This window comes from Bacteroidales bacterium, from assembly GCA_031275285.1.
Classification (GTDB): domain Bacteria; phylum Bacteroidota; class Bacteroidia; order Bacteroidales; family UBA4181; genus JAIRLS01.
In genome coordinates, this window is sequence record JAISOY010000167.1 from 19,143 (window position 1) to 44,226 (window position 25,084).

Consider the following 25,084-nt stretch of genomic DNA (forward strand, 5'->3'; position numbering starts at 1 on the left):
AGTTTGATTACAGATTGTCGATAGAATAAAAATGAAAAATAAAAATATGAACTTAACAGTAGACTTTTCCCTTCAGGAAAGTGATGGCGTTTTTTGTTAAAACTACAAGGCGGAGAGTTTTGGGAATTGAATATCCGACTCACACGGATGGAGATCGATACGCTTGCTGGGATCCGTGATACTGACTGGGCTGCCCGGAAAACCATTAAAGCAGGAAAATCTGCAAATTCTTCCGTTTTCTGGACTGCTGAAAACGACATCGTGATCATCATGGTGGGACATGACGATGAAACCTGGGATTTTGCCGTCTGTATTCCTGCATCGTTGGTAAATGAAATAACCGGGTTTAACAAATGAACATGTAGGATATAGGTATATAAAAACGCACAGGAGAAAATGATAAAAGTGAGTATCGCAATAAAACTAAAAGATGAAGAAAACAATTGAAGAAATCGCTCAAAGCCTGATCGGCAGAAATCTGTCAAAAGAAGACGGCATCGACAATTATCTGGTAGAAAAAGCTGAAAATCGTCTGGGCATTAAGTTTCCTGCTGCATTGAAAAATTTTTATACCTCTGTCGGAAACATGGAAATCTTTACCTCATCATTTGAGTGTTTTGTACACCCTGACGAATTGGAAATGAGCGGGGACAAACTTATATTCCTTGAAGAAAACCAAGGCGTCTGCTTTTGGGCAATCAGCGCGGGGAACAATGATGAAATGGTGTATATGTGCACGGACATCGAGGAAGATGAACCGGAATGGTATCCTGAAGTCTCCATGGAAGAATTTTTAAAAGTCGTCATGTATCTGCAGTGTGCCCAGGGCGGTTTCGAATATGGAAGTGCTGTTTATGAAAGTAATTTTGCAGACAGGAAAGAATATGAACAATATCTGGAAGAAACCACACAGGATTGGGATAAAGTTGTTGAACACAACGGGTTTGTTGCCTTCCAGAAAGACGATAAGTTGATCTGGTATTTTTATGACAAGGACGGGAAAATAGATGATATACTATATGCTTCAACCAGGACGGAAGAAAGACAAAAAGAGTTAGATGAGTATGGTTTTCAGGAGTTATGAATCACCTCCCGTCGGACATTAACGAATTGGAATCACTTTTAACACAGTAAATCTTGAATTTGAAAAATAAATGTCAATCCAAACAAAAGCCAAAGTAATCATAAAAAAAGACAGTGTCCCGAAAATATACAAAAAACAAGCTCTCTTTTCCTAATGATGATGCCTTGAAAAAATCTGTATATCTGGCTATTGCTGAAATCGAAAAGAAATGGTATCAACCGATCTGGAACTGGGGAATGATTTTTAATCAATTTCTCACAATATTTGAAAACAGGATCCGGGTTTAAACCCGGATCCTGTAGACCTAGAGTTTTCTATTTACACAAAAATATGGATAGTCCCAACCAGAATGTTATTCATCCACTATAGTTAATGTGCCGTTTTCGAGTTTATAGTTTTTTATTATAGGAAGAGCCAATAGACCATAGCTGAAGTATTGTACAGATTTGCCGCCGGTCATTGAAAATTCTGCGACTGTTCTATCATTACTTCGATCGGAATAACTTCGCATACCAACAACTGTCTCACCGTCTATAACCATCTTTGTAAATGCTATCTCTTTTCCACTCGCATCATCTATGAAATGAAACTTGTCTTTGACTAATGTAACCGTATTCTGATTTTTTTGATATGCAAAATCAATACGCATTTTCAAATTGGCAGCGTTTCGCTTTTCCTGAAGAAGTTTTTTCTGAAGAAGCGCTTCCTGACGAACTGACATTTCAGCAAGTAAAGGGCCTTCAATATTCAATGGGATATTAAAATTGTTCTCGCCATCGGTATAACTGACGATAATCTTTCCATCACTATCAGATAAATTTGATCTTTTGATTATAATTGATTTATCAATTACGCCAAAAAGAGTGCAATTTTTTATTATTCGTTTTTTACGATCAATGTTTTCAACTTTGATATATTTAGTTATAGAAGTAGGGTTAGGTGGAAGATTGGGATCACCTCTTTGACCGAGACACAGAAATCTATTCAAAAAAGGCAGATAATCGCTACCCTTTTCATAAAATTCCCAATCCTTGTACTGTTTTTTCAGTTCTTTAAATTCCTTTTTTTCTATTGTGGTGTAATACATATCAAAACTGACTACAAAAGCAACCATCCCATCTGCCGTTCCACCCATCGCTCTATTCCATTTCTCCGCTTCATCCGCCATATATGAATAATCGTTTTTGCCCAATACACCATTTCCGGGATACTTCGAATCAATGTCCGCAAATTTGAAACCGTTATTAACCTCAAAAATTTTCGCCTCATGTACATCAATACTAAACGGATGAGTGTCTGGAGAGCTGCAACCCGAAAAACAAAGGCACACAAAAGAGGTGACTACAATAAGACATAATACATTTTTCGTTTTAAAATTCTTAATCCGTGTCATGATATTTTCTTTTTACACTCCTTACAGAGTGGGTTATAGTTTGTTTAACTTCCAATTTTTTATTTTATTGTCCACTGCATTGTTACCCCGCTTGCGGCAAATCGCTTAGTTAGCGGTAGTTGATTCGCATTAATAGTATTTTTCAATTCCACCATATCCAACAATCATTTTATTCTCTCTTGTTTTTTTCATAAAATTAGTCAATCTTTTTTCAAATTCTTCAGGTCGTTTCCTCGCAGCTTCAATGTACGCGACCCGGATTCTCTTATATGATTCCGAAAAATTCTGATAATTTTCCCATACGATTTTATCTTTTTTCAATTTGTCAATAATGTCTTGTGGGAAATGAAATTTTTCCTGTAGCATCTTTTCCACATCTTTTTTCACTTTAGGGCAAATCAAATTATGTTCCCAAAGCCATTTTAACCGTTCTTTATTCGGCTGAGAGTAGTATGTTTTATTCTTTCGGGGTAAAAACCATTGAATTTTATGTTCGTCGTCAAGTTTTTTTACCGTGCTATCTATCCATCCGAAACACAGAGCTTCTTCAACAGCGTCATTGTACGACATACAAGGCTTTCCTGTTGATTTGACCGGAAAAACAAGCCAAATTTCTTTCTCTGTCTCAAAGTTATTTTCGAGCCATTTTCTCCAATCTTTTCTATCTGTAAAATACTGTGTTTTTAAATTCTCAACCTCTCTCATTTGCTTACTATTTTTTTCACAGAGCTTGCCCATAACGTTCCGGAGACTTGACATTCAGGCGGGAGACATATTTCCAAAGTCGTACTATACTTCCTGTGGATCACTGCCACCATTACGCCACACCGTCTCGTTGGCTGTCAGTGTATTTTGTCATTTTTGTCGGTACTCAAATTCGGCTATTTTTGAATATCCATCGTTATTAAAATATGTTTTGTCTGGCTTGTTGGTAATCACTTTTATCTGCCATACGTATTTTGTGTCTGGTTGCAATTGATAGTCATCAACTGTCAACGTGTAATTGGTGTTGGCTGTTGTGTGTGTCCAAACAGGTATTGATTTTGATATATCTTTTTCAAAATCAGATGCATACAATCTGAACTGATAAGTAATTTCTAAATTTGGATCAATATTTTCAGAATATACATGTTGTGGTTTCCACTCAAAATGAACTCCTTGTTCCATGTCCTGAACCACAACAGTTTCATGTTTTGGGGCTTGAAGTTTTGGTGGATCATCCAAAAAAAACGGATAATAAGGAGTGTACACTTTCGTAGGGAGTAATTTGTTGCCAAAACCACTTATTTCGAGAGCAATACGATAAAGACCATCAGGAATGCGATAAGGGTCGGTGTTGGGTGAAAAATGAAGCATTCCCAATTTGGATATGTTTTGCGGAGAATTTATTGAAGCAAAAAAGGGAACGAAATCAGCGCCATGGAGTTCGAGTACGTATTCACCTTCAAAAGAAAAAACATTTGTATAACTTTTCCAAACTATATCCATCGCTTCGAGAGTTATTTTTATCATTATCTGTTCATGGAGCATTGACAGATCATTCAAAATTATCCGTACAAGAAACTTATCGGAAAGTTCTTCTGCATATTCTGAAAGGAAAGGTCTGTATGGAGGAAATACTTGCAGTTGCACTGAAACATATTTTTCATCATTTTCTTTTGGTTTGAAAAGAATGTCGAATTGCGCCAATGCAGGAAGACACAAAAACGAAAATAATATAAAACTACATATATGAAGTTTTAATCTATAATACTTCTTTCTAAAATCTTTCTTTTTCATATATGCCTTTTTTGATTATTCTATCAAAAACAAGTCATTTCAAAACGAGTGCGTTGTCCACTGCGCTATCGCCGCATAGCAGCCAACATCCCAACGCATATTTACAGTCAACCGACACTTTATTAGGCTGTTATTTTTGGGGCAAAACGGTCAGGATATCCAAAATGCGCAATACGCAAAAAGAATATTCTATAAATCGGATGAGCTACTTGCCGTTTACAAATTTAGCATATATCTGTAAAACAGCCATAAGTATCTTTAAAAACCTTTACCTTTAATGATTTCCGATTTCTATGGAGGCTGATATATGGTCTTGCCGATTATTTCAGTTCCTGATATTTCTGTTTGAACCAGTCGGGAATATTCCGTTCATTGAGGGAAAGGTGGTATTTGTCCGAAGAACTCTGTTCTTTGAAAATTTGCTGCCTGTCATCCTGCACACTGCAGACGCATTTTAATTATGCCGGTCAATTCCGATTCACCCGTTTATATTAAGACACCTGATTCATTAAGTATTTATCTGAAACTTATAAATTCTTATTTTGCCATTTATTTCTTTTAAGGTATGCCAGAAACAATAAGAACAATATAATTACATACAACTGCTCGGCAGTCCAGTACATCGCTAGCGGAACATTCGGCAAGCGGGACAGCATGAATAGATAAAGCAAATAAACAGTTATATTTATCATCTGAAATACGAATGCTATTTTAGTATTGCCTGTCCCGATCACCGTATTACAATAAGTATATGCAGGTACGGAAATGATAAATGTCGAAAGCATGACACAAAACGGATAAAATGCCGTCCTGATAACCTCCGTATCATTCGTAAACAACCCTAACAGATTGTCTGAAAATATAAAAGCCAGTAATATAAGCGGAATACCTATCGAATAATCCAGATTGATGACTCGCCGGCAAGTCGGCATCACCTGTTCCGATCTTTTTGCCCCGATAAGGTTACTGACCAATGAAATCGTAGTAGTTGCGAACGAGTTGACAATCACAAAAAAGAGCATGGAAATACTTCTCACCACATTTGCGGCAGCCAATTCGCGTTCCCCTAAATGTTCAATCGCTACAAAGAACAGGAACCACGGAGCAATACAAAAGAATGAGCGCACCATGGTCCAAACGGATATGCTTAACAAATGGAGCGATAACCTCAGATCAAATACCATATGTAATCCATATCGTTCTTTATCTACGTGTTTCCACATGTAAATAATGAGAAACAGCAACCCGACCAATCCGGCCAGCGATGAGCCGATAGCAGCTCCGCTGATCCCCAACCGGGGAAATCCTGCTTTACCAAAGATCAACAAATAGTCGAATACGATATTGCATACTACCATAACAAGGGAGTTGGCTGTAAGGATCCTGGTATTGGTCGTTCCAATAAAAAAGGCCCGGATTGCTAACAATGGGAAAGCAAACAGGTAGTTATAATCCCGCCACCCGATATAATTCATGGTAGCCTGATAAACATTATCCGAGGTAATTACCATGCGAAGGAGTAGAGGCGAAAACAGCCTGGATAGTATGAATACGACAACAGCAAAAACAGATAAAAAGATCAGGGCCTGATAAAACACTTTACCGGTATCTGCATATTGTCCCTCCCCATTTCGTCTTGCAACGACCACCTGTGCTCCAAGGCTGAAACCAAATCCGAGCATATAAATAGCAGTATAATACATGGTTGCTAAGGCTGATGCTCCTAAGTCTATTTGGCTGACATGTCCCAGGAATATGGAATCCGTTAAATTGATCAATTGTTCCATGAACAGGCTCACCAATATGGGCAGATTGATGAGCCAGATTTGTTTATATGTATAGTTCATTTGTTTTTATGAAATGGCATACAACACTTTGAAAGTGCTGTAAACTATCATTAATAATTTTTATTGATTAAACTCTGTGGTAGATACGGGCATAACAACTTAATGCCGGAGAGATATTCCCCGGCAAACCCGAAGCTGGATAGCTATATACAGAGTTGCCACTTCATAAATGAAACATTAGATTGAATGGTAAAACACAAAGATATGTATTCCGATTTTATCTGACAACATCGTTTGTTAGAAAGATAATCCCAGCTTGATGGAAATCATATGGTGATTCAGTTTTTCTGCAAATTCTTTATAGAAGTAATCATCTGTTTGTGTTTTCAACCGTTCCAGTTTCTGTAGTTCATAGCCGATTGCCAACTGTAATTTCATTTTATTTTTTAATGGATATTGAAGTCCGATCGAGGGATTCATGAAAAATCCACCATTGGCATCGCCTGCGGTTGCAAAAGAATATCCGGCACCAAGTCCGGCATAAGGTATGAACTTACGTTCCCTGCCGATTTGAAATCTTATATCTCCATACACAGGGACCAGCATTTTTTCATAAAATGATAAACCCGTTCCTGCTCCCACAGACCATTTGCCGGATAGCTTATAATAGGCGATAACCTGCCATATGAAAGGTGTTGAAGAGGGCTTGCTTATATGTAAACCTGTTCCGATAGTTGTTGCAAAAGATATTTTGTCCCCATTTCCGGTTTGTGCCTTGACTGCAACAATTGTAAGGCTGAATAATAGAATAAAGATGGATCGTTTCATATCATTGAATGTTTATGGTAATTTCTTTTACTATGTCCAGGGCAGAAGTCAAAGAGGATAAGTCGGTATATATTTCTCCGTTACTGCCGTCCGGACTGCTATGTCCCGTCAGGGTCGCCGTATATTGCTTTTGGTTCGAATCGAGGTCTATCGTTGCCGAATAAATAACAGCCGGTTGACCGCTACCTCCTTTCCCGCCGGAGTAATTGTTATTACCCTCTTTTGCATTTTCAGGATAATGATCGTTCCAGTCAGTGGAATGGTTTATTTCGATTTTTATAACAAACTGCTTTAATGCTCCAACCGGACTTATTTTCACGTCAAAGCTTCCACTCGGCGTTGCTCCGGAAATCCCATCGGTCAGCGGCTCATCTTTTGTCGGCAGGTATAATCCGTCCGGATATTGGATCCCGCGGGAAAAACACCAGACCGGCAGTGACTCTTTCCGTCTGTTTCCTTTGTTACTTTGCCACGATTCCTTCGCTATTTTTCGGCTGACATAAACAGAGGTAACATAATTATCGGCCATGTCCTCAATCCATATGGCTATTTGCGGCGGGTTTTTCTTTTCAATACCCAAAAACAAAGGGAAATCATGCAGCCATGCATCTCCTTTTTCCACAAAGATTTTAATATCTCCCTGTTCATACATTATTAAATCTTTATTACAGGAAGAAAGCATTCCCATCGCTATAATCCCTGCAATTACTAAAATTTCTGCTTTCATTTTTACTTGATTTTATATTATTAATAAATGTGACCAAATGGTTACATTGTAAACAAAAAATATATCTGTCTATTCTTCTTTATCATTCGTGCAAAATCACCTCATTCATATCCATTCTTTTTGAATAAGGCATTTTCTCCCCATATCCTATCCGTAACAATATCGTAGGAAATTCATCGGTGAGATTCAATGTTTCAGCCATTTTAAGGGATAATTCACTGATTTCGTTCGGTTGGTTCATATAGGCATGTGCTATTCCCAACTCTGTTGATTTCAATAAAAACCGTTCCAGGATCATGCCAAGCCGTATCCATCCATCCCGTGTATCAGATGTAGTGGTTAACAGGACAAAATGAGAGGCAGAGGCGATCTTTTTCCTATCGCCTTTGTTCTGATATCTTTCGTTTACAGCCCTTGACATGATAGGTTTCACAATGAACCGGGGCAGATTAGGAGCACCGAAAACGGCATAACTCAATCCGTCATTTGTTTCATCCTGATGTTTTTTATTGAACCGCATCCAGGATCTAAGTTCGTCAGTAAATGCCTTATCCTGCATTTGTAGTACATTACCTTTGATAACACAATCGGAGATAGAGTTGAATTCCTCTGTCCCGTTTTTATAAAAATATGCTTTGATTGTTGATGTTTCAAAGAGCTTTTTCAGGAAACTTATTGTATCGAAAGAAATGATCCGTCCATCATAGATACTTCTGTTAGTCTGGCGGATGGAGATCTGTTTAAATAATGTATCCGGCCCTACGGTACTGTCTTTCTTCAAATTTATTATGATGATCCCTTCTTCCGAAATGTTCATGTCGGCATCATATCCTTTTTGTGAAGCGGCGATGCATAGGTTTTCCGCTGCACATCCTAAGCTGATAAATAATTCCCGGTTATCAGGATCGACCACAGGTAAGGATTTATCATAATTCGGATGTATCCGGATATTACCGTCATTGATACTGAAAAGCCAGGGCTGTGTATTATGACCGGATGGAGCCTTTATTGCCTGCTCTATCATAAACAGGTGATCAGGATGTTGTGCATTTACATTTACCATATAAACAAGGATGAATGTTATCATTAAATTTACTATTTTCATGAACAGATCATTTTATCATTGTCTCAATAAGCAGATCGACTCCTTTGAGTATCTGTTCCCATCCTTCATTACTTTGAATATCAATACCATTATACATTTTGCAATTGTCTTCAAACATGGCCAGATAAGCGATTCCCGCATCAATAAGGGCAGATATGGCTTGCAATTGCTCTTTATCAATCTTTACAAACCCGGACATTATCTCCATGAATTGTACTCCGTTTTTCTCACGTTGTGCACGGATTTCTACCACAAAATCTTTATCTGTAGACAATTCCCATCTTCTCAACCTTTTTAGGGCAATATTTCCCCTGAACCCGGCGATCTCCCGGCGGTAAAAATCTTTCAGATATGTTTTAATATCAGAGGTACTAGGTTTTTCATTATGGGCATTTACCCAAAAGTCATGCTTTTTCATATAGGCATAAATAAGCCCGTCCAATGATTCGAAATATCTGTAAATTAAATTTTTGGAAAATCCCGCTTTCTTAGCAACCTGATTGATTCCAAGATTTTCAAAGCCAATCTCTTCGATCAATTCTCCGACAGCGTTAATCAGCTTTTCTTCAGACTGTTGCCGATCCCTTTCTTTTACCATGCCTATATTTTATTTAAATGTGACCAACTGGGCACAAAGATATGTAACTAATCGGTCACAACAAAATTTTTAATGATTTTTTATCTGAAAATAGATCACACTAACGGTATACATCATGAATATCAGCGCATTAATCGATAAATAGAATTTATAAAGACTCCGGACAATCTCTGTAAAAATTCAGCTATTTAATATTATCAGCTGAGTAGCAAGCCAGGAACGGTTATCAGGAGAAAATGCCAGTTATTCAGCAAATTGAAAAAGTTAGTAGTTTTGGAAAAAATCATATTCCAATTCCTGAAATAATATTTTTTATTTTAAAATTTTGTATTTTGTCCATGGGTTTTTTGAATAGAGGTGATATCAATTTTTTTGAAATTATGTGAAAAACTGCAATCCAGAATCATTGAAATCATACTTATTCAGAAATGTATCCAATCAATGAACTGGAACACCATTGGATAATTGCTGGTTCCGACATGATGAATTGATAAAAGGCGGGGATATACAATACCATTCTTGATGATGAACAGATAAAGAAATTATACGAACAATAATCCTTTTTCCGAAGATAAAAATTCTTTTATTCACATTCATTACCCTATACCTATGAAGTACTATATACTCCCTTTCCTGGTCTCGAGCATGATCCTATTTTCCTGTAACAGGAGCGCTTACCGGACATTTTCCACCGATTATTTCAGCATCGGGATAGACAACAGAGGCTATATCCGAAGCATGAAGAACATCACCGTGCGTCCACACAGGGAATTTAGCCCCGCAGACAATCCGTCTCCATTATTGAGCCTTTACGACAGTGAAAAAAAGATATATTACTATCCGCAACAGGCAAAATTCCGTTCATTATCCGGTACCGTAGCACTCACTTATACGAACGGCTCCGTAGCGGAAATCAGGATTACCCCTAAGGATAAATACTTCAAACTCACGCTCTCCTCGCTGGAACCCAGGAATGGAGTAGACGCCGTGCAATGGGGATCATACCATACAAATATAACCAACCTGTTCGGCGAAATTATCGGGGTAGCGCGCGATACCAGCGAACAGGTGAATTTCAGCATCGGGGCGCTGGCTTTAGACGATAATACCCTTAGTGGAACTGCCGACCTGGAAGGAGATGCAGCACCCTTTCAATACATCATACATTCGCCCGACCCCGAAAAATATCCCCTTCCAAGCCATCTGCGCGAAGGACAGATCTTTACATTAGGCGGGAACGGCGTCAACGATGTGGCTTTTTATGCCCATAAGGAACCGTATTACAGGATATTGTATGGAAACGCAGCCACCATTGACGGGAACGGCCGTATATCCGTACAGTATTTTTCCAGGGACAGGAGGAAAAGGCGCAATGTATACTACTCCCTGATTCCCAATATGAAAGCAAACACTCCCAACCATATCGATGTAGCGCCGCTGGATATCGACTTCGCAGGCTCGTCCGTTGCTCTGTGGGGAAGTCCGGATAGCTCCGCCTTAACGGATGTGATCCGGCACATCGTTTTAGAGGAAGGATTACCCTACCCGACCCTGAACGACAAGTGGATAAAGGACCCTGCCGCTTATGTTCCCGATGTGACGACTTACGGAAACCGCTACGATAGTCTTATTTCATATACCCGGAGATTGGGATTCAAGTCGGTACTTGCTTCCGACAGGGGGTTTTTAAGACCCGACAGGGGCAACCGCGGATACATTGACGGGAAAGATTTCGAACATAAACCCTTCCGGTTCGCATCCGGCAACAAATCACACAAAGAATTTGCCGAAGAGGCCGCCGGAAAAGGAATATGGCTGGGAAGGGTCAATATCACAAATTCCCTGGCGCCGGGGACAAAAGATGCAAGCCCGGTACCGGGTGACAGCCTTTGTTATCAGCAAAAACGCCTGTTGGTATACGACCTGATGCCCGGTGACACTGCTATCATAGTCGACGATCCGGCCTACCTGAACGAAATAGCCAGTTGGGAAGGACATTGCGAAGAACTGAACATGATAAAGATAGGAAAAGAACTCATCCACTACCTCGGAGTAACGGATGAAGCGCCCTACCGGTTGAAAAAGGTGACCAGAGGCTACTGGGGTACAACGTCTTCCCCGCACCATGCCGGCGACACCATCTATAAGTTACAGGTTACCATCAGGTATGGCTACCAGGGTATCATACCCAATATGGCCCTTCAGGATAAAATAGCAGAATACTATGCCGATGTCGCTGCAATCAACGGGGTGACCCTCTATGACTTCGACGGTCAGGAATTCCTGTTCAACAACGGACACGGTTACTATTCAGCCAAACGTTTTTTCCGGAAAATGTTTGAACGGGCGCAGCAGCACGGCATACCACATATCCGGTTCACCGGCGCCACCCTCTCCGAAGGTTCGTGGCATTATCAAAGCGCATGGAACGTAGGCGGCGGAAAAAACCTTTACGACCTGAATACCCGTGAATGGGGAAGCACCACCAGTCAGGGAAAAGACCTCAGGGATGTAACCTGGTCGAATTATTTCCCCGTATCGTTCGGCAGGAATTTCGCTATCAAAGAAACCTCGACTGTCGAACAGTACGAACATATACAAGCCTTGTCGGTAGGTTTCGGCGCTACCTATCTCCTGTCCCTGGGCCAGGAAGATGTAGAAAGTTGTCCCCAAAAAGACAAAATATTCAAAGCCATACGTACCTGGGAAGATGCCAGGGCAGCCAATGCCTTTCCGCGCCGCATAAAGAAAATGCTGACCAATCCGGCATATGACTGGACACTGGAACCCGGGAACGATGGGAACAGCTGGACATTATACCGGCTGGAAAACGGGGAACGGAAAGCATCCTTTCCGCTAAAAAGAGCTGAAGGATATTAAAATGAATGATCATCTTCAAAATGCACTTTAAATGTGATTTGATAGCGATCAGGATTTTTTTTAAAATAATACTAAAAAGTTATCTGATAAGAATATATTTGCCGATAAAATACTCTTCGAGGGTCATCTGGCCTTCAAAAAACAACTTGAACAATATTATCATGAGTCGACTGTCAAATAATATTAATCAGATGAAATTAAATAAATATTAAAAATAAACCCGCATGAAATCAATCGTTCCTTTCCTTCTCATTCTGGGTCTCCTGTTTACAGGATGCACAGACAGTAAAAAAGAACCATCCGATCTCCGTCTCTGGTATCGTCAACCGGCTGCCGGATGGGTAGAAGCCCTGCCGGTCGGTAATGGCCGCCTGGGTGGTATGGTATTTGGCCATCCTGTCAATGAACGGATACAATTAAATGAAGAAAGCCTATGGGCCGGTTCGCAAATCAACAGCAACAATCCCGATGCTCTGAAAAATCTGAAAGAAATACAACAGCTGGTACTTGATGGCAAATTAAGCGAAGCCTCACAGCTGGCTACAAAAAGCATGTTGAGTGTTCCCGTCAGGGTGCGTTCCCACCAGACGCTGGGCGATCTATGGATTGATCATTCCGTACGGGATACCTCTGCTTATTTCCGTGAGCTGGACCTGAATACAGGCATATGCAAAACCAGCTATTCCGCGGATGGGATCACTTTTACGCAGGAGGTCTTTTCTTCGGCGCCCGATAACCTGATAGTCATACGGTTGAAAGCATCCCGCAAAGGAGCGCTGGATGCCATACTCAAACTGAACCGTGAACGTGATGCGGTCACGGCAACGATAAAAGACGGACTGCTGATGACAGGACAGATACAGGATGAGGACGATCCCAAACGTGGTCCCGGTGGCCCCCATATGAAATTTGCTTCTGTATTGCATGTAAATAACAAGGGAGGAGAAGTGCTTGATGAAGGCAATGCCCTGCGTATAAAACAAGCGGATGAGGCCATTATTTTGCTCACTGCAGCCACCGATTATAACCTCAGGGAACTGAATTTCGACCGCTCCATCAATCCGGAAGCGGTTTGCCGCAACATCATCGACAAGGCCCGTTCGAAAACATACCGTACCCTGTTGGCCGATCATCTGAAAGAATACCGGTCACTATTCAGCCGGGTATCCATCGACCTGGGAAACAACCCGCACCAGTCGGCCCTACCCACTGACCGGCGCCTGAAAGCAATAAAAGACGACGCAGATGATCCTCAGCTGGCCGCACTCTATTTCCAGTTCGGCCGGTACCTGCTAATGGGCAGCTCCCGTTTTCCCGGTATACTCCCGGCTAATCTCCAGGGAATATGGAACAAGGATTTCAATGCACCATGGAACTCAGATTTTCATACCAACATCAACCTTCAGATGAATTACTGGCCTGCCGAAGTCTGTAATCTTCCGGAAACTACCAAACCACTGATTAATTTTCTGGAACAATTGCAGGTACCCGGCGCCGTTACGGCAAGGGAAACCTATGGCGCGCGGGGCTGGACCGTGCACCACCTCACCGACGCCTTCGGACGTACGGCCGTGATGGATGGTATCTGGGGCTGCTTCCCGATGGGTGGACCATGGATGACATTCAGGGTGTATGAACACTATGCATTCACCGGCGATATGGAATACCTTCGTAAACAGGCGTATCCGCTGATGAAATCATCAGCCCGGTTTGTGCTTGATTTCCTTATCAGGGATAAGGAAGGGCAATGGGTTACCGCACCCTCCAACTCTCCTGAAAACGCTTTTTTCGACCCGGCAAGCGGAAAGCCTTCGAACATGACTTACGCAGCTACCATGGATATCCAAATCATTACCGAGCTATTCAATAATTGTATGGCTGCCGCAAAAGTTTTAAATACCGATGCTGCTTTTTCCGATACGCTGGCCCGGGTACTTGCCGATCTGCCGCCCGTAAAGGTCTCTCCCCGGACCGGAGGCATACAGGAATGGATTGAGGATTATGAGGAAGCAGAACCCGGACACCGGCACATGTCTCACCTGCTGGGTCTTCATCCCGGAACACAGATAACCCCGGAGACACCTGAATTATTCGAAGCGGCAAAGAAAACCCTCAGCCGGAGGCTGTCATCGGGCGGAGGACATACCGGATGGAGCCGCGCATGGGTGATTAACTTTTATGCCCGTCTTCACGACGGTGAAAACGCCTACCTCCACACCATGGAACTGCTCCGTAAGTCTACCCTTCCCAACCTCTTCGATACCCATCCTCCTTTCCAGATAGACGGTAACTTCGGAGGCACGGCTGGCATTGCTGAAATGCTCCTGCAATCGCATGGAGGCGTACTAAGCATCCTTCCTGCACTGCCCGGCGCCTGGCCTGACGGAAGTGTTAAAGGATTGCTGGCCCGGGGCGGTTTCGAAGTAGATATTGCATGGCAAAATGGCCGGTTGTCCAACCTTACTGTGAAATCCGGACTGGGACTTCCGGCCCGTTTGAAATACCGGGGTATGGAGCTGACCCTGAATATGGAAAAGGGGAAAGAGTATACCATTAAAGAGAGTCAATTTACTAAAGTAAATAAGTGAAATGAATAAACTCCGGTAAACCAAAGGATTGTTCAAAAAGTTAATATCGTGTCAGGTTACGGTTAGCACATGGCTACCGGATTACAAATGTGGCATGTACATCGGCAATGTTAAAGAAGTAACATTAACAGACATATGGTATGGTTCTACCGATATAAATATAAAACCTCATAATCAAATCAAACCTGCATGAGATCACCTTTCATTCAATCAGTCGCAATCCTCATATTGCTTACTTTTATTTCCTGTACCAACACCAAACACGAGGAACATCTTAAATTGTGGTACAATCTTCCTGCCGACGCTTCGGTAAAAGATAGTCCCAATGGATGGAGTGATGATGCCGAATGGCTGAAAGCCCTACCTTTAGGCAATGGTTCTATGGGAGTTATGGTCTTTGGCGATGTAAACAGGGAACGTATCCAACTAAATGAAGAAAGTATGTGGTCCGGCAGCCTTGATGATAATGACAATCCGGATGCTTTTGCTGCCCAGGCGCAAATACGCCGGTTTCTTTTTGAGGGTAAATACAAGGAAGCAACCGAATTAACGAATAAAACACAGATTTGTAAAGGCGCAGGATCGGGGCATGGCAACGGCGCTGCCGTTCCTTTCGGCTGTTTCCAGACGTTGGGCGATTTATGGATCGATAACGGAAAACAATCTTCTTACGAAAATTACTACCGTGAACTTGACCTGGATGATGCCGTAGTACGGGTAAAATATACACAGGACGGAGTAAACTACCGGCGCGAGATATTTACCAGTCAGCCGGATCAGGTAGTGGTCATGCGTTTTACAGCCGATAAGCCGGGAAAAATATCATTTACCTGCGGCATGAACCGCCCTGAGTGTTATAATACGTATACGGAAAATGAACGGCTTGTGATGTCGGGAGCACTTTCCGATGGAAAAGGGGGAAAGGGATTGAAATATGCCGTTAATTTAAAGGCCGTTAATAAAAATGGGGCTGTTCAGTACAAAGATTCGCTGTTGGTTGTTGAAAATGCCGATGAAGTTGTACTGGTGCTTTCCGCATCTACCGATTATGTATTAAACTATCCGGAATATAAAGGACGTGACTATCTAACCATAGTAAATGAAAACATAAAAAAAGCAGTGTCGAAAAAATATGATGATTTGCTGAATCGTCATAAAAATGAATACCAACCCTATTTTAAACGGGTAAATTTCGATATTACTCCGGATGAAATTATTCCGGTTCCGACCGATATCCGCCTGGCAGATTTTAAGAATACCCTTTCCGACAATCATTTAGTTGAACTGATTTTCCAGTATGGCCGTTACCTGTTGATTGCCTCATCCCGTCCCGGCACGCTTCCGGCCAACCTTCAGGGTATCTGGGCAAATAAACTTCAAACTCCCTGGAACGGTGACTACCATACCGACGTAAATGTGGAAATGAATTACTGGCATGCGGAAGTAACTAACCTGCCGGAAATGCATTTGCCGTTATTCGACCTGATACTATCAATCGCCGAACCGGGCAGAAAAACGGCAGCGGTTCAATATCACCTGAATGGCTGGGTGGTTCACCCGATAACCAATGTCTGGGGTTATACCGCTCCGGGCGAAAAGGCAAGCTGGGGAATGCATACCGGCGGCGGCGCATGGATCAGTACCCATATAGCCGAACATTATGCTTTTACCCGCGACAAAGCCTTTTTACAGAAAATGTATCCGGCATTGAAAGGTTCGGTTGAATTTTATACAGGCTGGCTGGTAGAAGATCCTAAAACCGGAAAATTAGTGTCCGGTCCCGCTGTATCGCCTGAAAATACATTTATCGCTCCCGATGGCAGCCATTGCCAGATCAGTATGGGGCCTGCTCATGATCAGCAGGTAATATGGCAACTTTTCACCGATTTCCTGATGGCATCGGAGGAACTGGGTATTACGGATGAATTTGTTGAAAAAATAAGGAACGACAGGGGAAAACTGGCAGGCTCCCAGATCGGTTCGGACGGCCGTTTGATGGAATGGGCGGAAGAATTCCCTGAGGTAGAGCCCGGGCATCGTCATATTTCCCATTTGTTTGCCCTGCATCCCGGTTCGCAGATCAATCTGGAACATACGCCGGAACTGGCGGCAGCGGCAAAAAAATCACTTGACTTCCGCATCGTCAATGGCGGCGGGCATACAGGTTGGAGTGCCGCATGGCTGATCAGCCAGTACGCACGGTTACACGAGGCCGAACAAGCCTGTAAAAGCATACATACGGTTTTATCTAAAAGTACTTCGCCCAATCTGTTCGGATTACACCCGCCTTTCCAGATGGATGCAAACTTCGGAACAACGGCAGGCATAGCCGAAATGTTGGTACAAAGCCATGAAGGAAATATCAGTTTGTTGCCAGCCTTGCCCGATCAATGGACTACAGGGAGTGTTAATGGATTAAGGGCTCGCGGAGGTTATGAAATAGATATGAAGTGGGAGGATGGTGAACTGGTTTCGGCTGAAATCCATGCCGATCATGCAGGCGATATAAAAGTAAAGTACAAAAACAAGAAAAAATTAATATCACTGAAAGCTGATGATAAAACAACACTGTCATTCGAATAGCGTTTAAACTTCAGCCCATTCATCTAACAATATTAAAATACATGCATAGCGAGTAACGCTTTGATTTTGAGTCGAAAAAAGCGATAAAATAACCGTCAGGCGGGATAATGCCGATAAAGGATTTTCCGTCCTGACTGGAATCCTGTACGCAATGCCACCGGATATATTGTTCGCTGGAGAGTGGATAAGGATCATCTGAACAATGCAATGATACTATACTCGCATGCGTTCGAAGGCCGGTTCTTCAACCGTGAATCGGAATACTGTTTCTCAGTAGATGTAGTGAATGAAATGGGATAAAAGTCTGATTTTTCTTCGGACTGTTGCCGATCTCTTTCTTTTACCATCCCTATATTTTACTTAAATGTGACCAACTGGACATAAAGTTATGTAACTATTCGGTCACAACAAAATTTTTATGATTTTTAAACTGTGAATAGGCTCCACTAATAAAAATAGGCTGAATATCAGTATACTGAACGATTGAATGGGAAAATAACTTAAAAGGATTCAGGCTTCAAAAATGGTATTTAGCATTCAATGAACACATTTCACAAAACAAATAAGCCTGTAAACTACTATTTTACAGGCTTATTTATCGTTTTCACGCCTTTCCATAGTTCAAATCCCACTTTGTAAGATATCGTCTATAGTTTTATTATCTTAGTCGAAAGATGTAACTGGCTGCTAATTTTAATGAAACATCCTGTTTCGTTTTCCATTCACTTTTTGGAATGACATATTGATCAAAATTCCTATTATAATCGATGTATAAATAAGATTAATCCTTAAAAAGAAAGGATATAGAAAAGATAACCATTTATTATTCAGATAATAATTTAAAGAATTCTATATTTTATTTGTCTTCTCATACTATATGCAGGAGAAGTTGTAAATGTATCTTGCGATACTCCTCTCAAATATAAATCTGGCTTTCCTATCTTGGCATGAAGCTAAAATATTTTTATCCATAGGATTCGATAGTTTATTATTTCGCTAAAAACATTTCAGTAAATTCTATACGTGTTCCATCTGCATTGGATAAATTCAACAGCCATCGCCGCCCCTTCCCAATTATAGGATTGGCCAGTTTTTCATTGCGTCTGCGCTCTTTTAATGTATAAAGCACTTCCTGCATATCCGTTGCAAGAAAACAAGGATGGGAAAAATCACGGGTATCTGTTGGATAATGTTCAATGAATTCGGTGGTTCCAGGTATTTGAAAGTAAAGAATGCCGGGTTTCTCCCTTACATCTTCCGGAAATCTTAAAAAAAGTTTACATCCCAATATCTCCGTATAAAATGTAGGATTATCCTCCAGTATTTCTGTATAAAGTCCCACATGGTGAATTCGTTTGGAAATACGTCTTTCTGATAAATATTTACCTTTTGAAGCAGCGTGTAATGATTTCTTCCCCCATTCCATAAATTCGATAGGGACACCAACGGGATCGTATACAACAAAGACAAGGTTCCCTGCTCCGTCAACTGTAATTTCGGCAGGCACTTTTATTCCTTTCGATGAGAGGTATTGACGCATTTTTTCGACATCTTCTGTTTCAAAAGTTACCGATACCAAACGATCTTTTTCTTTTGCTTGTTTATCCTCTACAAATTCCAGGAACTGTCGGTCGTTCACTTTATAAGTTGTGATTTTTCCCAAAGGGGAAGGATAGGTAAATGCCTTGTCAAAACCTAAAAAATCTCCATAATATGATTGTGCTAAAACATCACTACTCACCAGGTAAGTCATTTTAGCAATACCCCATATAGGTGGTCTTTTAACATTCTGTGAATAAATATTCACATTCAATATCAATGCAATGCTTATCAAAGAAATTGACTTCATTCAACTATATTTTTGATTCATATCCATCCATATTATACCCAATTGCCATCCTGATACCCATCCTGCATCCATGGCAGGTTTTTATGCTGATAAAATGGTTCAAGCTGATAAGCCAATTCTTTCATTCTCGCAGGTGATAATCTTTGAAAATGGTGTAATATATCCAGGTTGTTTTTCACAACATCAACACTATCCATCCCGACCACTACTGCATCCGGACCTTCCAGCGAAAGGGCGTATGTAACCAAGTCATTAGCATTCAAACCATCGATGGTTTCTTTTGGACGTACAGCTTTCATGAGCAATACGCCCATTTTCTTCCGTCTTCCTTCTGGGATTGCGATACTTTCACGGTCAAAATTTTGCTTTGCACTCCAATGATTCATTGCTAAGAGCATACTGTCAAATTCGGCTCTTCCGGATATTTCTTTCAATGCTTCAGCACTACTGTGTCCCGAAAATCCTATAAAACGGGTAACACCTTCATCTTTCATTTTCTGTACAATGTCGATCAGATGTCCTTTCCGGCTCATTTCATCTACATCCTCCATAGATTCTACTCCGTGAATCTTAAGCATATCCAATTTGTCTGTCTGGAGGCGTTTCAGGCTGAGTTCAATCTGCTTCATCGCTTCGGAGGGCTCACGAGCCTGAACTTTTGTAGATAGGAAAATCTCTTTCCGGCGGGTTTTCACCACTTCGCCTACACGAATTTCACTGATGACCAATTCTGTGGGTTTTGTTTTCCCGGCAGGTAGCGCAATCGTATTATCGTATGCATGAGCTGTATCCCAGTAGTATAATCCATGATCTAAAGCGTAATTCAACATTTCAAATGCTTCCTCTGCCTTATCTATATGGCAGAAACGACTTCCCAATCCCAGCACTATCCTCGGAATAGCTACGCCTGTATTTCCTAATAGGGTTATTGGTAATCCTTTTGCGTCGTAATGGTTTTTAATGGATGAAATACAGGATACTCCGGCACCCGGCAAAGAAAGCACTACACCTGCTCCTACAGCTCCTTTTATAAATTCTCTTCGTGAGTATTTTTCCATGAGTATATTTTATTTTAATAAATAAACCCTTACAACTATTTGTTATTGTTTAATTTATTGACTCCCATTTACCTGAATAATAAGCCTTATCCAACCGGGTTTTTAATTCCGGCTTATTATCGCGCACCACAGCATCACACAAATCTTTATAGACATAAAAATTCAACCAATATCCGTAAGCATATTTTTCATGCATGGAGCGGGGTTGCTTCCAAAAAGAATACCAGGCTGTATTTAAACCATATTTTTCAGCAATGCGGATGGCCTCTTCTGCCCGTAACCATATATTTTCAGTGGCTTCTTTATATAATTGCTGATAATCTTCAAGTTTCATTTTGGCAGTTACATGTATCGCGGCACGGTCATCAATACCTAATGCTTTTAAAGATACTTTCTCTTCGAACACCTGGTCGCCATCCAAATCATATTCAATCACATCAAAGAAACCGTTATTGTCCGAATCTGTGTATTTAACGGTTGCCCACTTTTCGGGAATCCCTGTGTTTCGCTCATATTTTTTATAGTCATACAATCCGCCATATCCCTGAAAATATTCGGCCTGCTGATCTATCCGCCATGCGCCCCATTCGGCACCATAGAGATGTATGCGCCCGTCAAACGGAGATAAATAGAGACTACCGTTACCTGAATTGTCCTGATCAAATTCCCCTCTGTCACCTATAGGATCGGCTTGTGGGTTATTGTCCAGTCCACCCTCACGCATGCCAATTTTAAACAAATCGCGGGGTTCATAAAATTCAACTCTTTCCCAACGGTTGCAGTCATCATCTTCATCGAATACAAACCAGCAACTGGTCCATTTTCCGCGGCTATAGATCAAATCGTATGCGGCGTTCCGATCAGGATAAATAAGATGATCCAGTTGCCTCCATCTTGGATCGAAGAAAAACTTATCGGCGGCAGGCAGACCCCTCAGGTTTTTGAAACGATGAACCTGGTCGGAATATGAAAATCCGGGTCCTTTGAAAAGGAGGGACATGTCGAAATCGAATTCGTTACCGGGTGCATTGTCATTGTCAAGATCATATGTGTGGGCAGCATAATCGATATTTTTAGTGAAAAATACATCATATTCGGGATTCTCATCCTTATATGCAGGATTTGAATTATCGGCAGGACGATACTTAGGAGAGTCGAGCAAACGGATAGCCATTTCGGATAAACCGTCGTTATCCTGATCAAAGAATATAAAAGGTACTTCCCAGTTATATTCAAGGTCTTTGATACGGAATGATGCGGCATGCATTTTCAGGAAAGTATTGTTGCCGTGATAATCCTGGTAAAAATTAGCATGGCTGTTACGCTGCCAACACTTCAACACTATATCACTCCATTGTATGTTGTGCTTGATGTTGTCTTTTTCGCCATCGTCGATCATAAACATATAATCGGATCCGTCCATTCCTCCGCGCCTTTTACCATCTTTATTCCATACAACAATTTGTATTTCGGAAATACCATCGCCATCTTCGTCTACCCAGTCAATTGAGAGATCATTCGGACCGGCAAACCGCCCGTCTTTATCTTTATCGACCAGCAGACAGTCATTATCAGTATCTCCTTCGGTATCCCCGTATTGCATATCGTCATCATCGTCAATCCACATCACAGGGACACGATCAAGGATATAGGTTTTCAAAATATCCGGGTCTCCGTCGTTATCCAGGTCAATATATTCTATTGCAGATTTATCCGTTACTAACGGAAAACGAAAAGGTGTTAATTGTGTACGGTTATTCCAGTAATTTTGTGCATATAAGCTACCACTAACCGACAAAGTACATAAAATGATTATTAGTCTGTTCATAAGGGAAATTATTTGGATTCTTATTCCAAGAAGATTCAAATTTACATTTTACTTGTTACAATGGTTTAATTTTTTACCATTAATATGTATTAATCATTAACATAATTCATTAATCGTAGTTTAGCATACTTCATAAACAGAAAAGCCTGTAAAATGCTAAAATTCACAGGCTTAAAATTATCCATTTACTATTTCCGAGCCACTCATGGGATTTGAACCCACGACCTGCTCATTACGAGTGAGCTGCTCTACCGCTGAGCTAAAGTGGCAAACCTAATACAAAAATATATTTTTTTTGTAAAATAAAAAAGAGACCGGAAAATATCCGGTCTCTATATATAACGATCTTTATCAGATTACTTATTTACCTGAAACCGGGTATCTTTCTTTTGAAAGAAATCAACAATCTGTTGTGCCGCTGCAAGACCTGCATTGATATTGGCTTCCGCTGTTTCTGCACCCATTTTTTTAGGAGTGGCAAAAACACGTAATCCCACGCTGTCTTCCATTTTGGCAATTCCATCCGGAGCGATATCCGACGCATATTTCAGGTCATTACGTTCCATCATGGCTTTAAGTAAGCCATCTTCATCAATCACCTCCTTACGGGCAGTATTGATCAATGCACCACCTTTAGGCATAGATGAGAAAAGATCATAGCCAATGGACTTCTTTGTATTGTCATTTGCAGGTATATGTAAAGATACATAGTGACATTTCCGATACAATTCTTTCACATCGGTAATAACCGTGATACCATCCTTCTTCAATGTTTCCTCACTTACAAAAGGATCGAAAGCAAATACATTCATTCCAAATCCTTTCCCGAGGACAGCTACTAACTTTCCTACATTCCCGTAAGCATGAATGCCCAGGTTTTTGCCTTTCAATTCAGATCCGGTTCCGGGAGTAAATTGATTACGTGCCATAAAAATCATCATGCCGATGGCCAGTTCGGCAACAGCATTCGAATTTTGTCCGGGAGTGTTCATAGCAACGACTCCTTTTCCAGTACAGGCTTCAAGGTCAAGATTATCATACCCCGCTCCGGCACGCACGACAATCTTTAATTGACGGGCAGCATCTACGACTTCTTTGGTAACCTTATCACTACGGACGATCAATGCATCAACATCAGCAACAGCTTGTTGCAATTCTGCAGATCCGGCATATTTTTCTAATAATACGACCTCATATCCGGCTTTTCCCAAAATATCTTTTATTCCTTCCACCGCAACCACAGCAAAAGGCTTTTCTGTGGCAATCAAAACTTTTTTCATTTATGGTGTTTTGTTAACTCATTAATTTTTTGCTTCAAACTCTTTCATACAATCCACCAATGCCTGTACGCTTTCAATAGGCATAGCATTGTATATAGATGCCCGGAAGCCTCCAACAGAACGGTGTCCTTTGATCCCAACCATTCCTTTGGATTGCGCAAATTCCAGAAACCCTTTTTCCAAATCCTGATAACCGTCAGCCATTACAAAACATACATTCATAATAGAACGGTCTTCTTTTGCTGCAGTTCCTTTAAAAATTTTATTACGATCAATTTCCTGATACAAAACGGCTGCTTTTTCCTGGTTGCGCTTTTGCATTCCGGCCACTCCCCCATTCGCTTTGATCCACTTCAGGGTTTGAAGGGCAGTAAAGATAGGCAATACGGGAGGTGTATTGTACATGGATCCGGCTTCGATATGAACCCGATAGTCCAACATAGATGGAATATGGCGTGAAACCTTTCCAAGGATATCGTCTTTAACGATAACAAGGGTTACTCCGGCACAGGAAAGATTTTTCTGGGCACCTGCATAAATTAACCCATATCGGGAAACATCTACCGGCCGACTGAAAATGTCGGATGACATATCTGCCACCAATATTGGTTTTACATTGAAATCTTCGAATAATTCGGTCCCGAAAATGGTATTGTTGGTAGTGATATGGAAATAATCAGCATCAGCAGGAACCGTATATCCTTTGGGAATATATGAGAAATTTGCATCTTTTGAAGAAGCTACTTCGATGGTCTCTCCAAAACCTTTGGCTTCTTTCATTGCTTTATTTGCCCATGTCCCTGTATTCAGGTATGCAGCTTTCTTCTCCAACAAGTTGAAAGGAACCATACAAAATTGCATGCTCGCACCACCTCCGAGAAAAAGTACCGAATAACCTTCGGGAACCGACAATAATTCTTTGACATATGCGATTGTCTCATCCATCACTGCCTCGAAATCCTTGCCGCGATGCGATACCTCCATAAGGGATAATCCACTGTTATTGAAGTTCAAAACGGCTTGTGCAGTTGCTTCAATAGCCTCACGGGGAAGAATAGAAGGGCCTGCACTGAAATTATGTTTTTGCATACTGGTTTATATTAAAATAATCACTGACTTTTATCATAAAAAGGAGCAAAATTAAGCGTTTTTTTATTACCTGCGTCATAAATCAGGAAAAACATAATAACATGTTTTAAACTTCCGGGTTGTTTGTATCAGTTACTTGTTTTTACCTGAAATATATCCATTCATTGTTCTTCTATATACCCGGTATCTTCCAATAGATCCTTACTCTGTGCAGCGGTGACTGCTAGATAATCACACCGTTCATTCTCCTTATTTCCGGCATGTCCTTTAACCCATACAAAACGGACATGATGAGAATGGTATATTTTTAAGAAACGTATCCACAAGTCACTGTTTTTCTTTCCTGCGAATCTTTTCTTTTCCCAGTCGAATACCCATCTTTTTTCTACAGAATTAACTACATACTGGGAGTCTGTATGGATAGTTACCTGGCTTTTGGGAAACTTTAAAGCTTCAAGAGCAACAATCACCGCCAGTAATTCCATCCGGTTATTCGTGGTACGTTGATAACCCTGAGACAGTTCTTTTCGATGTGGTCCGGCCAACATAACAACTCCGTATCCTCCCGGCCCCGGATTGCCCAGTGAAGATCCGTCTGTATATATGGTGATGTGCATTATTTTTTCAG

The 25,084-nt window shown here is 41.0% G+C and carries 19 protein-coding genes, 1 tRNA gene and 1 pseudogene; 6 read left to right on the top strand and 15 right to left on the bottom strand.

Going from position 1 to position 25,084, the window contains the following annotated elements; genetic code table 11:
* The first annotated feature begins 93 nt into the window (after nt 1–93).
* From LBQ60_16575 to LBQ60_16585, 3 genes and pseudogenes are all read left to right on the top strand, one after another.
* Nucleotides 94–357 carry a hypothetical protein gene (locus tag LBQ60_16575; protein MDR2039540.1) on the top strand — a complete coding sequence of 88 codons (264 nt, stop codon included), beginning with the start codon at nt 94–96 and terminating at the stop codon, nt 355–357.
* Nucleotides 358–430: 73 nt separating this feature from the next.
* Nucleotides 431–1,084, top strand: a complete 654-nt coding sequence (locus tag LBQ60_16580) for an SMI1/KNR4 family protein (protein MDR2039541.1) — start codon at nt 431–433, stop codon at nt 1,082–1,084.
* A 119-nt stretch (nt 1,085–1,203) separates the two neighbouring features.
* Nucleotides 1,204–1,371: pseudogene (locus tag LBQ60_16585) on the top strand (IS256 family transposase).
* A gap of 65 nt (nt 1,372–1,436) precedes the next feature.
* Here LBQ60_16585 and LBQ60_16590 read toward each other — a convergent pair.
* The 8 genes from LBQ60_16590 to LBQ60_16625 form a co-directional block, all read right to left on the bottom strand.
* Nucleotides 1,437–2,477, bottom strand: a complete 1,041-nt coding sequence (locus tag LBQ60_16590) for a hypothetical protein (GenBank protein ID MDR2039542.1) — start codon at nt 2,475–2,477, stop codon at nt 1,437–1,439.
* A gap of 129 nt (nt 2,478–2,606) precedes the next feature.
* The gene (locus tag LBQ60_16595) at nt 2,607–3,182 is read right to left on the bottom strand and encodes a YdeI/OmpD-associated family protein (GenBank protein ID MDR2039543.1); all 576 of its coding nucleotides are present in this window, start codon (nt 3,180–3,182) and stop codon (nt 2,607–2,609) included.
* A gap of 150 nt (nt 3,183–3,332) precedes the next feature.
* Nucleotides 3,333–4,256, bottom strand: coding sequence for a hypothetical protein (locus tag LBQ60_16600; protein MDR2039544.1), 924 nt, complete (start codon nt 4,254–4,256; stop codon nt 3,333–3,335).
* A gap of 527 nt (nt 4,257–4,783) precedes the next feature.
* The gene (locus LBQ60_16605) at nt 4,784–6,103 is read right to left on the bottom strand and encodes an MATE family efflux transporter (GenBank protein MDR2039545.1); all 1,320 of its coding nucleotides are present in this window, start codon (nt 6,101–6,103) and stop codon (nt 4,784–4,786) included.
* A gap of 237 nt (nt 6,104–6,340) precedes the next feature.
* Complete coding sequence (locus LBQ60_16610; GenBank protein ID MDR2039546.1) at nt 6,341–6,871, bottom strand: hypothetical protein; 531 nt, start codon at nt 6,869–6,871, stop codon at nt 6,341–6,343.
* Nucleotide 6,872: 1 nt separating this feature from the next.
* Complete coding sequence (locus LBQ60_16615) at nt 6,873–7,598, bottom strand: hypothetical protein (protein ID MDR2039547.1); 726 nt, start codon at nt 7,596–7,598, stop codon at nt 6,873–6,875.
* An 82-nt stretch (nt 7,599–7,680) separates the two neighbouring features.
* The gene (locus LBQ60_16620) at nt 7,681–8,703 is read right to left on the bottom strand and encodes a nitroreductase family protein (protein MDR2039548.1); all 1,023 of its coding nucleotides are present in this window, start codon (nt 8,701–8,703) and stop codon (nt 7,681–7,683) included.
* A 7-nt stretch (nt 8,704–8,710) separates the two neighbouring features.
* Complete coding sequence (locus LBQ60_16625) at nt 8,711–9,301, bottom strand: TetR/AcrR family transcriptional regulator (GenBank protein ID MDR2039549.1); 591 nt, start codon at nt 9,299–9,301, stop codon at nt 8,711–8,713.
* Nucleotides 9,302–9,910: 609 nt separating this feature from the next.
* Here LBQ60_16625 and LBQ60_16630 point away from each other — a divergent pair.
* The 3 genes from LBQ60_16630 (at nt 9,911) to LBQ60_16640 (ending at nt 17,352) form a co-directional block, all read left to right on the top strand.
* Nucleotides 9,911–12,181 (top strand): hypothetical protein, encoded by a 2,271-nt coding sequence (locus LBQ60_16630; protein MDR2039550.1) that lies wholly within the window; start codon nt 9,911–9,913, stop codon nt 12,179–12,181.
* Nucleotides 12,182–12,405: 224 nt separating this feature from the next.
* On the top strand, nt 12,406–14,769 hold the full coding sequence (locus LBQ60_16635; GenBank protein ID MDR2039551.1) for a glycoside hydrolase family 95 protein: 2,364 nt from the start codon (nt 12,406–12,408) through the stop codon (nt 14,767–14,769).
* A gap of 189 nt (nt 14,770–14,958) precedes the next feature.
* Nucleotides 14,959–17,352 (top strand): glycoside hydrolase family 95 protein, encoded by a 2,394-nt coding sequence (locus tag LBQ60_16640; protein ID MDR2039552.1) that lies wholly within the window; start codon nt 14,959–14,961, stop codon nt 17,350–17,352.
* A 988-nt stretch (nt 17,353–18,340) separates the two neighbouring features.
* Here LBQ60_16640 and LBQ60_16645 read toward each other — a convergent pair.
* The 7 genes from LBQ60_16645 to rnhA all read right to left on the bottom strand — a co-directional run bounded on the left by LBQ60_16645 (nt 18,341) and on the right by rnhA (nt 25,073).
* The gene (locus LBQ60_16645; protein MDR2039553.1) at nt 18,341–19,201 is read right to left on the bottom strand and encodes a VOC family protein; all 861 of its coding nucleotides are present in this window, start codon (nt 19,199–19,201) and stop codon (nt 18,341–18,343) included.
* Between the two features lie 32 nt (nt 19,202–19,233).
* A complete protein-coding gene (locus LBQ60_16650; GenBank protein ID MDR2039554.1) occupies nt 19,234–20,259 on the bottom strand; it encodes an aldo/keto reductase in 1,026 nt (341 codons plus the stop codon).
* 49 nt (nt 20,260–20,308) lie between these two features.
* Nucleotides 20,309–22,087, bottom strand: coding sequence for a hypothetical protein (locus LBQ60_16655; protein ID MDR2039555.1), 1,779 nt, complete (start codon nt 22,085–22,087; stop codon nt 20,309–20,311).
* 197 nt (nt 22,088–22,284) lie between these two features.
* Nucleotides 22,285–22,356, bottom strand: a tRNA-Thr gene (locus LBQ60_16660).
* 87 nt (nt 22,357–22,443) lie between these two features.
* Nucleotides 22,444–23,367: a 3-phosphoglycerate dehydrogenase gene (locus LBQ60_16665; protein MDR2039556.1), complete on the bottom strand. Its 924-nt coding sequence runs from the start codon at nt 23,365–23,367 to the stop codon at nt 22,444–22,446.
* A gap of 21 nt (nt 23,368–23,388) precedes the next feature.
* Nucleotides 23,389–24,456: a 3-phosphoserine/phosphohydroxythreonine transaminase gene (gene serC / locus LBQ60_16670; protein MDR2039557.1), complete on the bottom strand. Its 1,068-nt coding sequence runs from the start codon at nt 24,454–24,456 to the stop codon at nt 23,389–23,391.
* A 161-nt stretch (nt 24,457–24,617) separates the two neighbouring features.
* Entirely contained in the window at nt 24,618–25,073 is a 456-nt protein-coding gene (gene rnhA, locus LBQ60_16675) for a ribonuclease HI (GenBank protein ID MDR2039558.1), read from the bottom strand.
* Nucleotides 25,074–25,084: the final 11 nt, after the last annotated feature.

Excerpts from the sequence above, each read along its gene's own strand:
- LBQ60_16620 (MDR2039548.1), bottom strand. The coding sequence starts at position 8,703 with ATGAAAATAGTAAATTTAATGATAACATTCATCCTTGTTTATATGGTA.
- LBQ60_16635 (MDR2039551.1), top strand. The coding sequence starts at position 12,406 with ATGAAATCAATCGTTCCTTTCCTTCTCATTCTGGGTCTCCTGTTTACA.
- LBQ60_16640 (MDR2039552.1), top strand. The coding sequence starts at position 14,959 with ATGAGATCACCTTTCATTCAATCAGTCGCAATCCTCATATTGCTTACT.
- LBQ60_16580 (MDR2039541.1), top strand. The coding sequence starts at position 431 with ATGAAGAAAACAATTGAAGAAATCGCTCAAAGCCTGATCGGCAGAAAT.
- LBQ60_16615 (MDR2039547.1), bottom strand. The coding sequence starts at position 7,598 with ATGAAAGCAGAAATTTTAGTAATTGCAGGGATTATAGCGATGGGAATG.
- rnhA (MDR2039558.1), bottom strand. The coding sequence starts at position 25,073 with ATGCACATCACCATATATACAGACGGATCTTCACTGGGCAATCCGGGG.
- LBQ60_16610 (MDR2039546.1), bottom strand. The coding sequence starts at position 6,871 with ATGAAACGATCCATCTTTATTCTATTATTCAGCCTTACAATTGTTGCA.
- LBQ60_16655 (MDR2039555.1), bottom strand. The coding sequence starts at position 22,087 with ATGAACAGACTAATAATCATTTTATGTACTTTGTCGGTTAGTGGTAGC.
- LBQ60_16665 (MDR2039556.1), bottom strand. The coding sequence starts at position 23,367 with ATGAAAAAAGTTTTGATTGCCACAGAAAAGCCTTTTGCTGTGGTTGCG.
- LBQ60_16645 (MDR2039553.1), bottom strand. The coding sequence starts at position 19,201 with ATGAAGTCAATTTCTTTGATAAGCATTGCATTGATATTGAATGTGAAT.
- LBQ60_16590 (MDR2039542.1), bottom strand. The coding sequence starts at position 2,477 with ATGACACGGATTAAGAATTTTAAAACGAAAAATGTATTATGTCTTATT.
- LBQ60_16630 (MDR2039550.1), top strand. The coding sequence starts at position 9,911 with ATGAAGTACTATATACTCCCTTTCCTGGTCTCGAGCATGATCCTATTT.
- LBQ60_16595 (MDR2039543.1), bottom strand. The coding sequence starts at position 3,182 with ATGAGAGAGGTTGAGAATTTAAAAACACAGTATTTTACAGATAGAAAA.
- LBQ60_16605 (MDR2039545.1), bottom strand. The coding sequence starts at position 6,103 with ATGAACTATACATATAAACAAATCTGGCTCATCAATCTGCCCATATTG.
- LBQ60_16625 (MDR2039549.1), bottom strand. The coding sequence starts at position 9,301 with ATGGTAAAAGAAAGGGATCGGCAACAGTCTGAAGAAAAGCTGATTAAC.
- LBQ60_16650 (MDR2039554.1), bottom strand. The coding sequence starts at position 20,259 with ATGGAAAAATACTCACGAAGAGAATTTATAAAAGGAGCTGTAGGAGCA.
- LBQ60_16600 (MDR2039544.1), bottom strand. The coding sequence starts at position 4,256 with ATGAAAAAGAAAGATTTTAGAAAGAAGTATTATAGATTAAAACTTCAT.
- serC (MDR2039557.1), bottom strand. The coding sequence starts at position 24,456 with ATGCAAAAACATAATTTCAGTGCAGGCCCTTCTATTCTTCCCCGTGAG.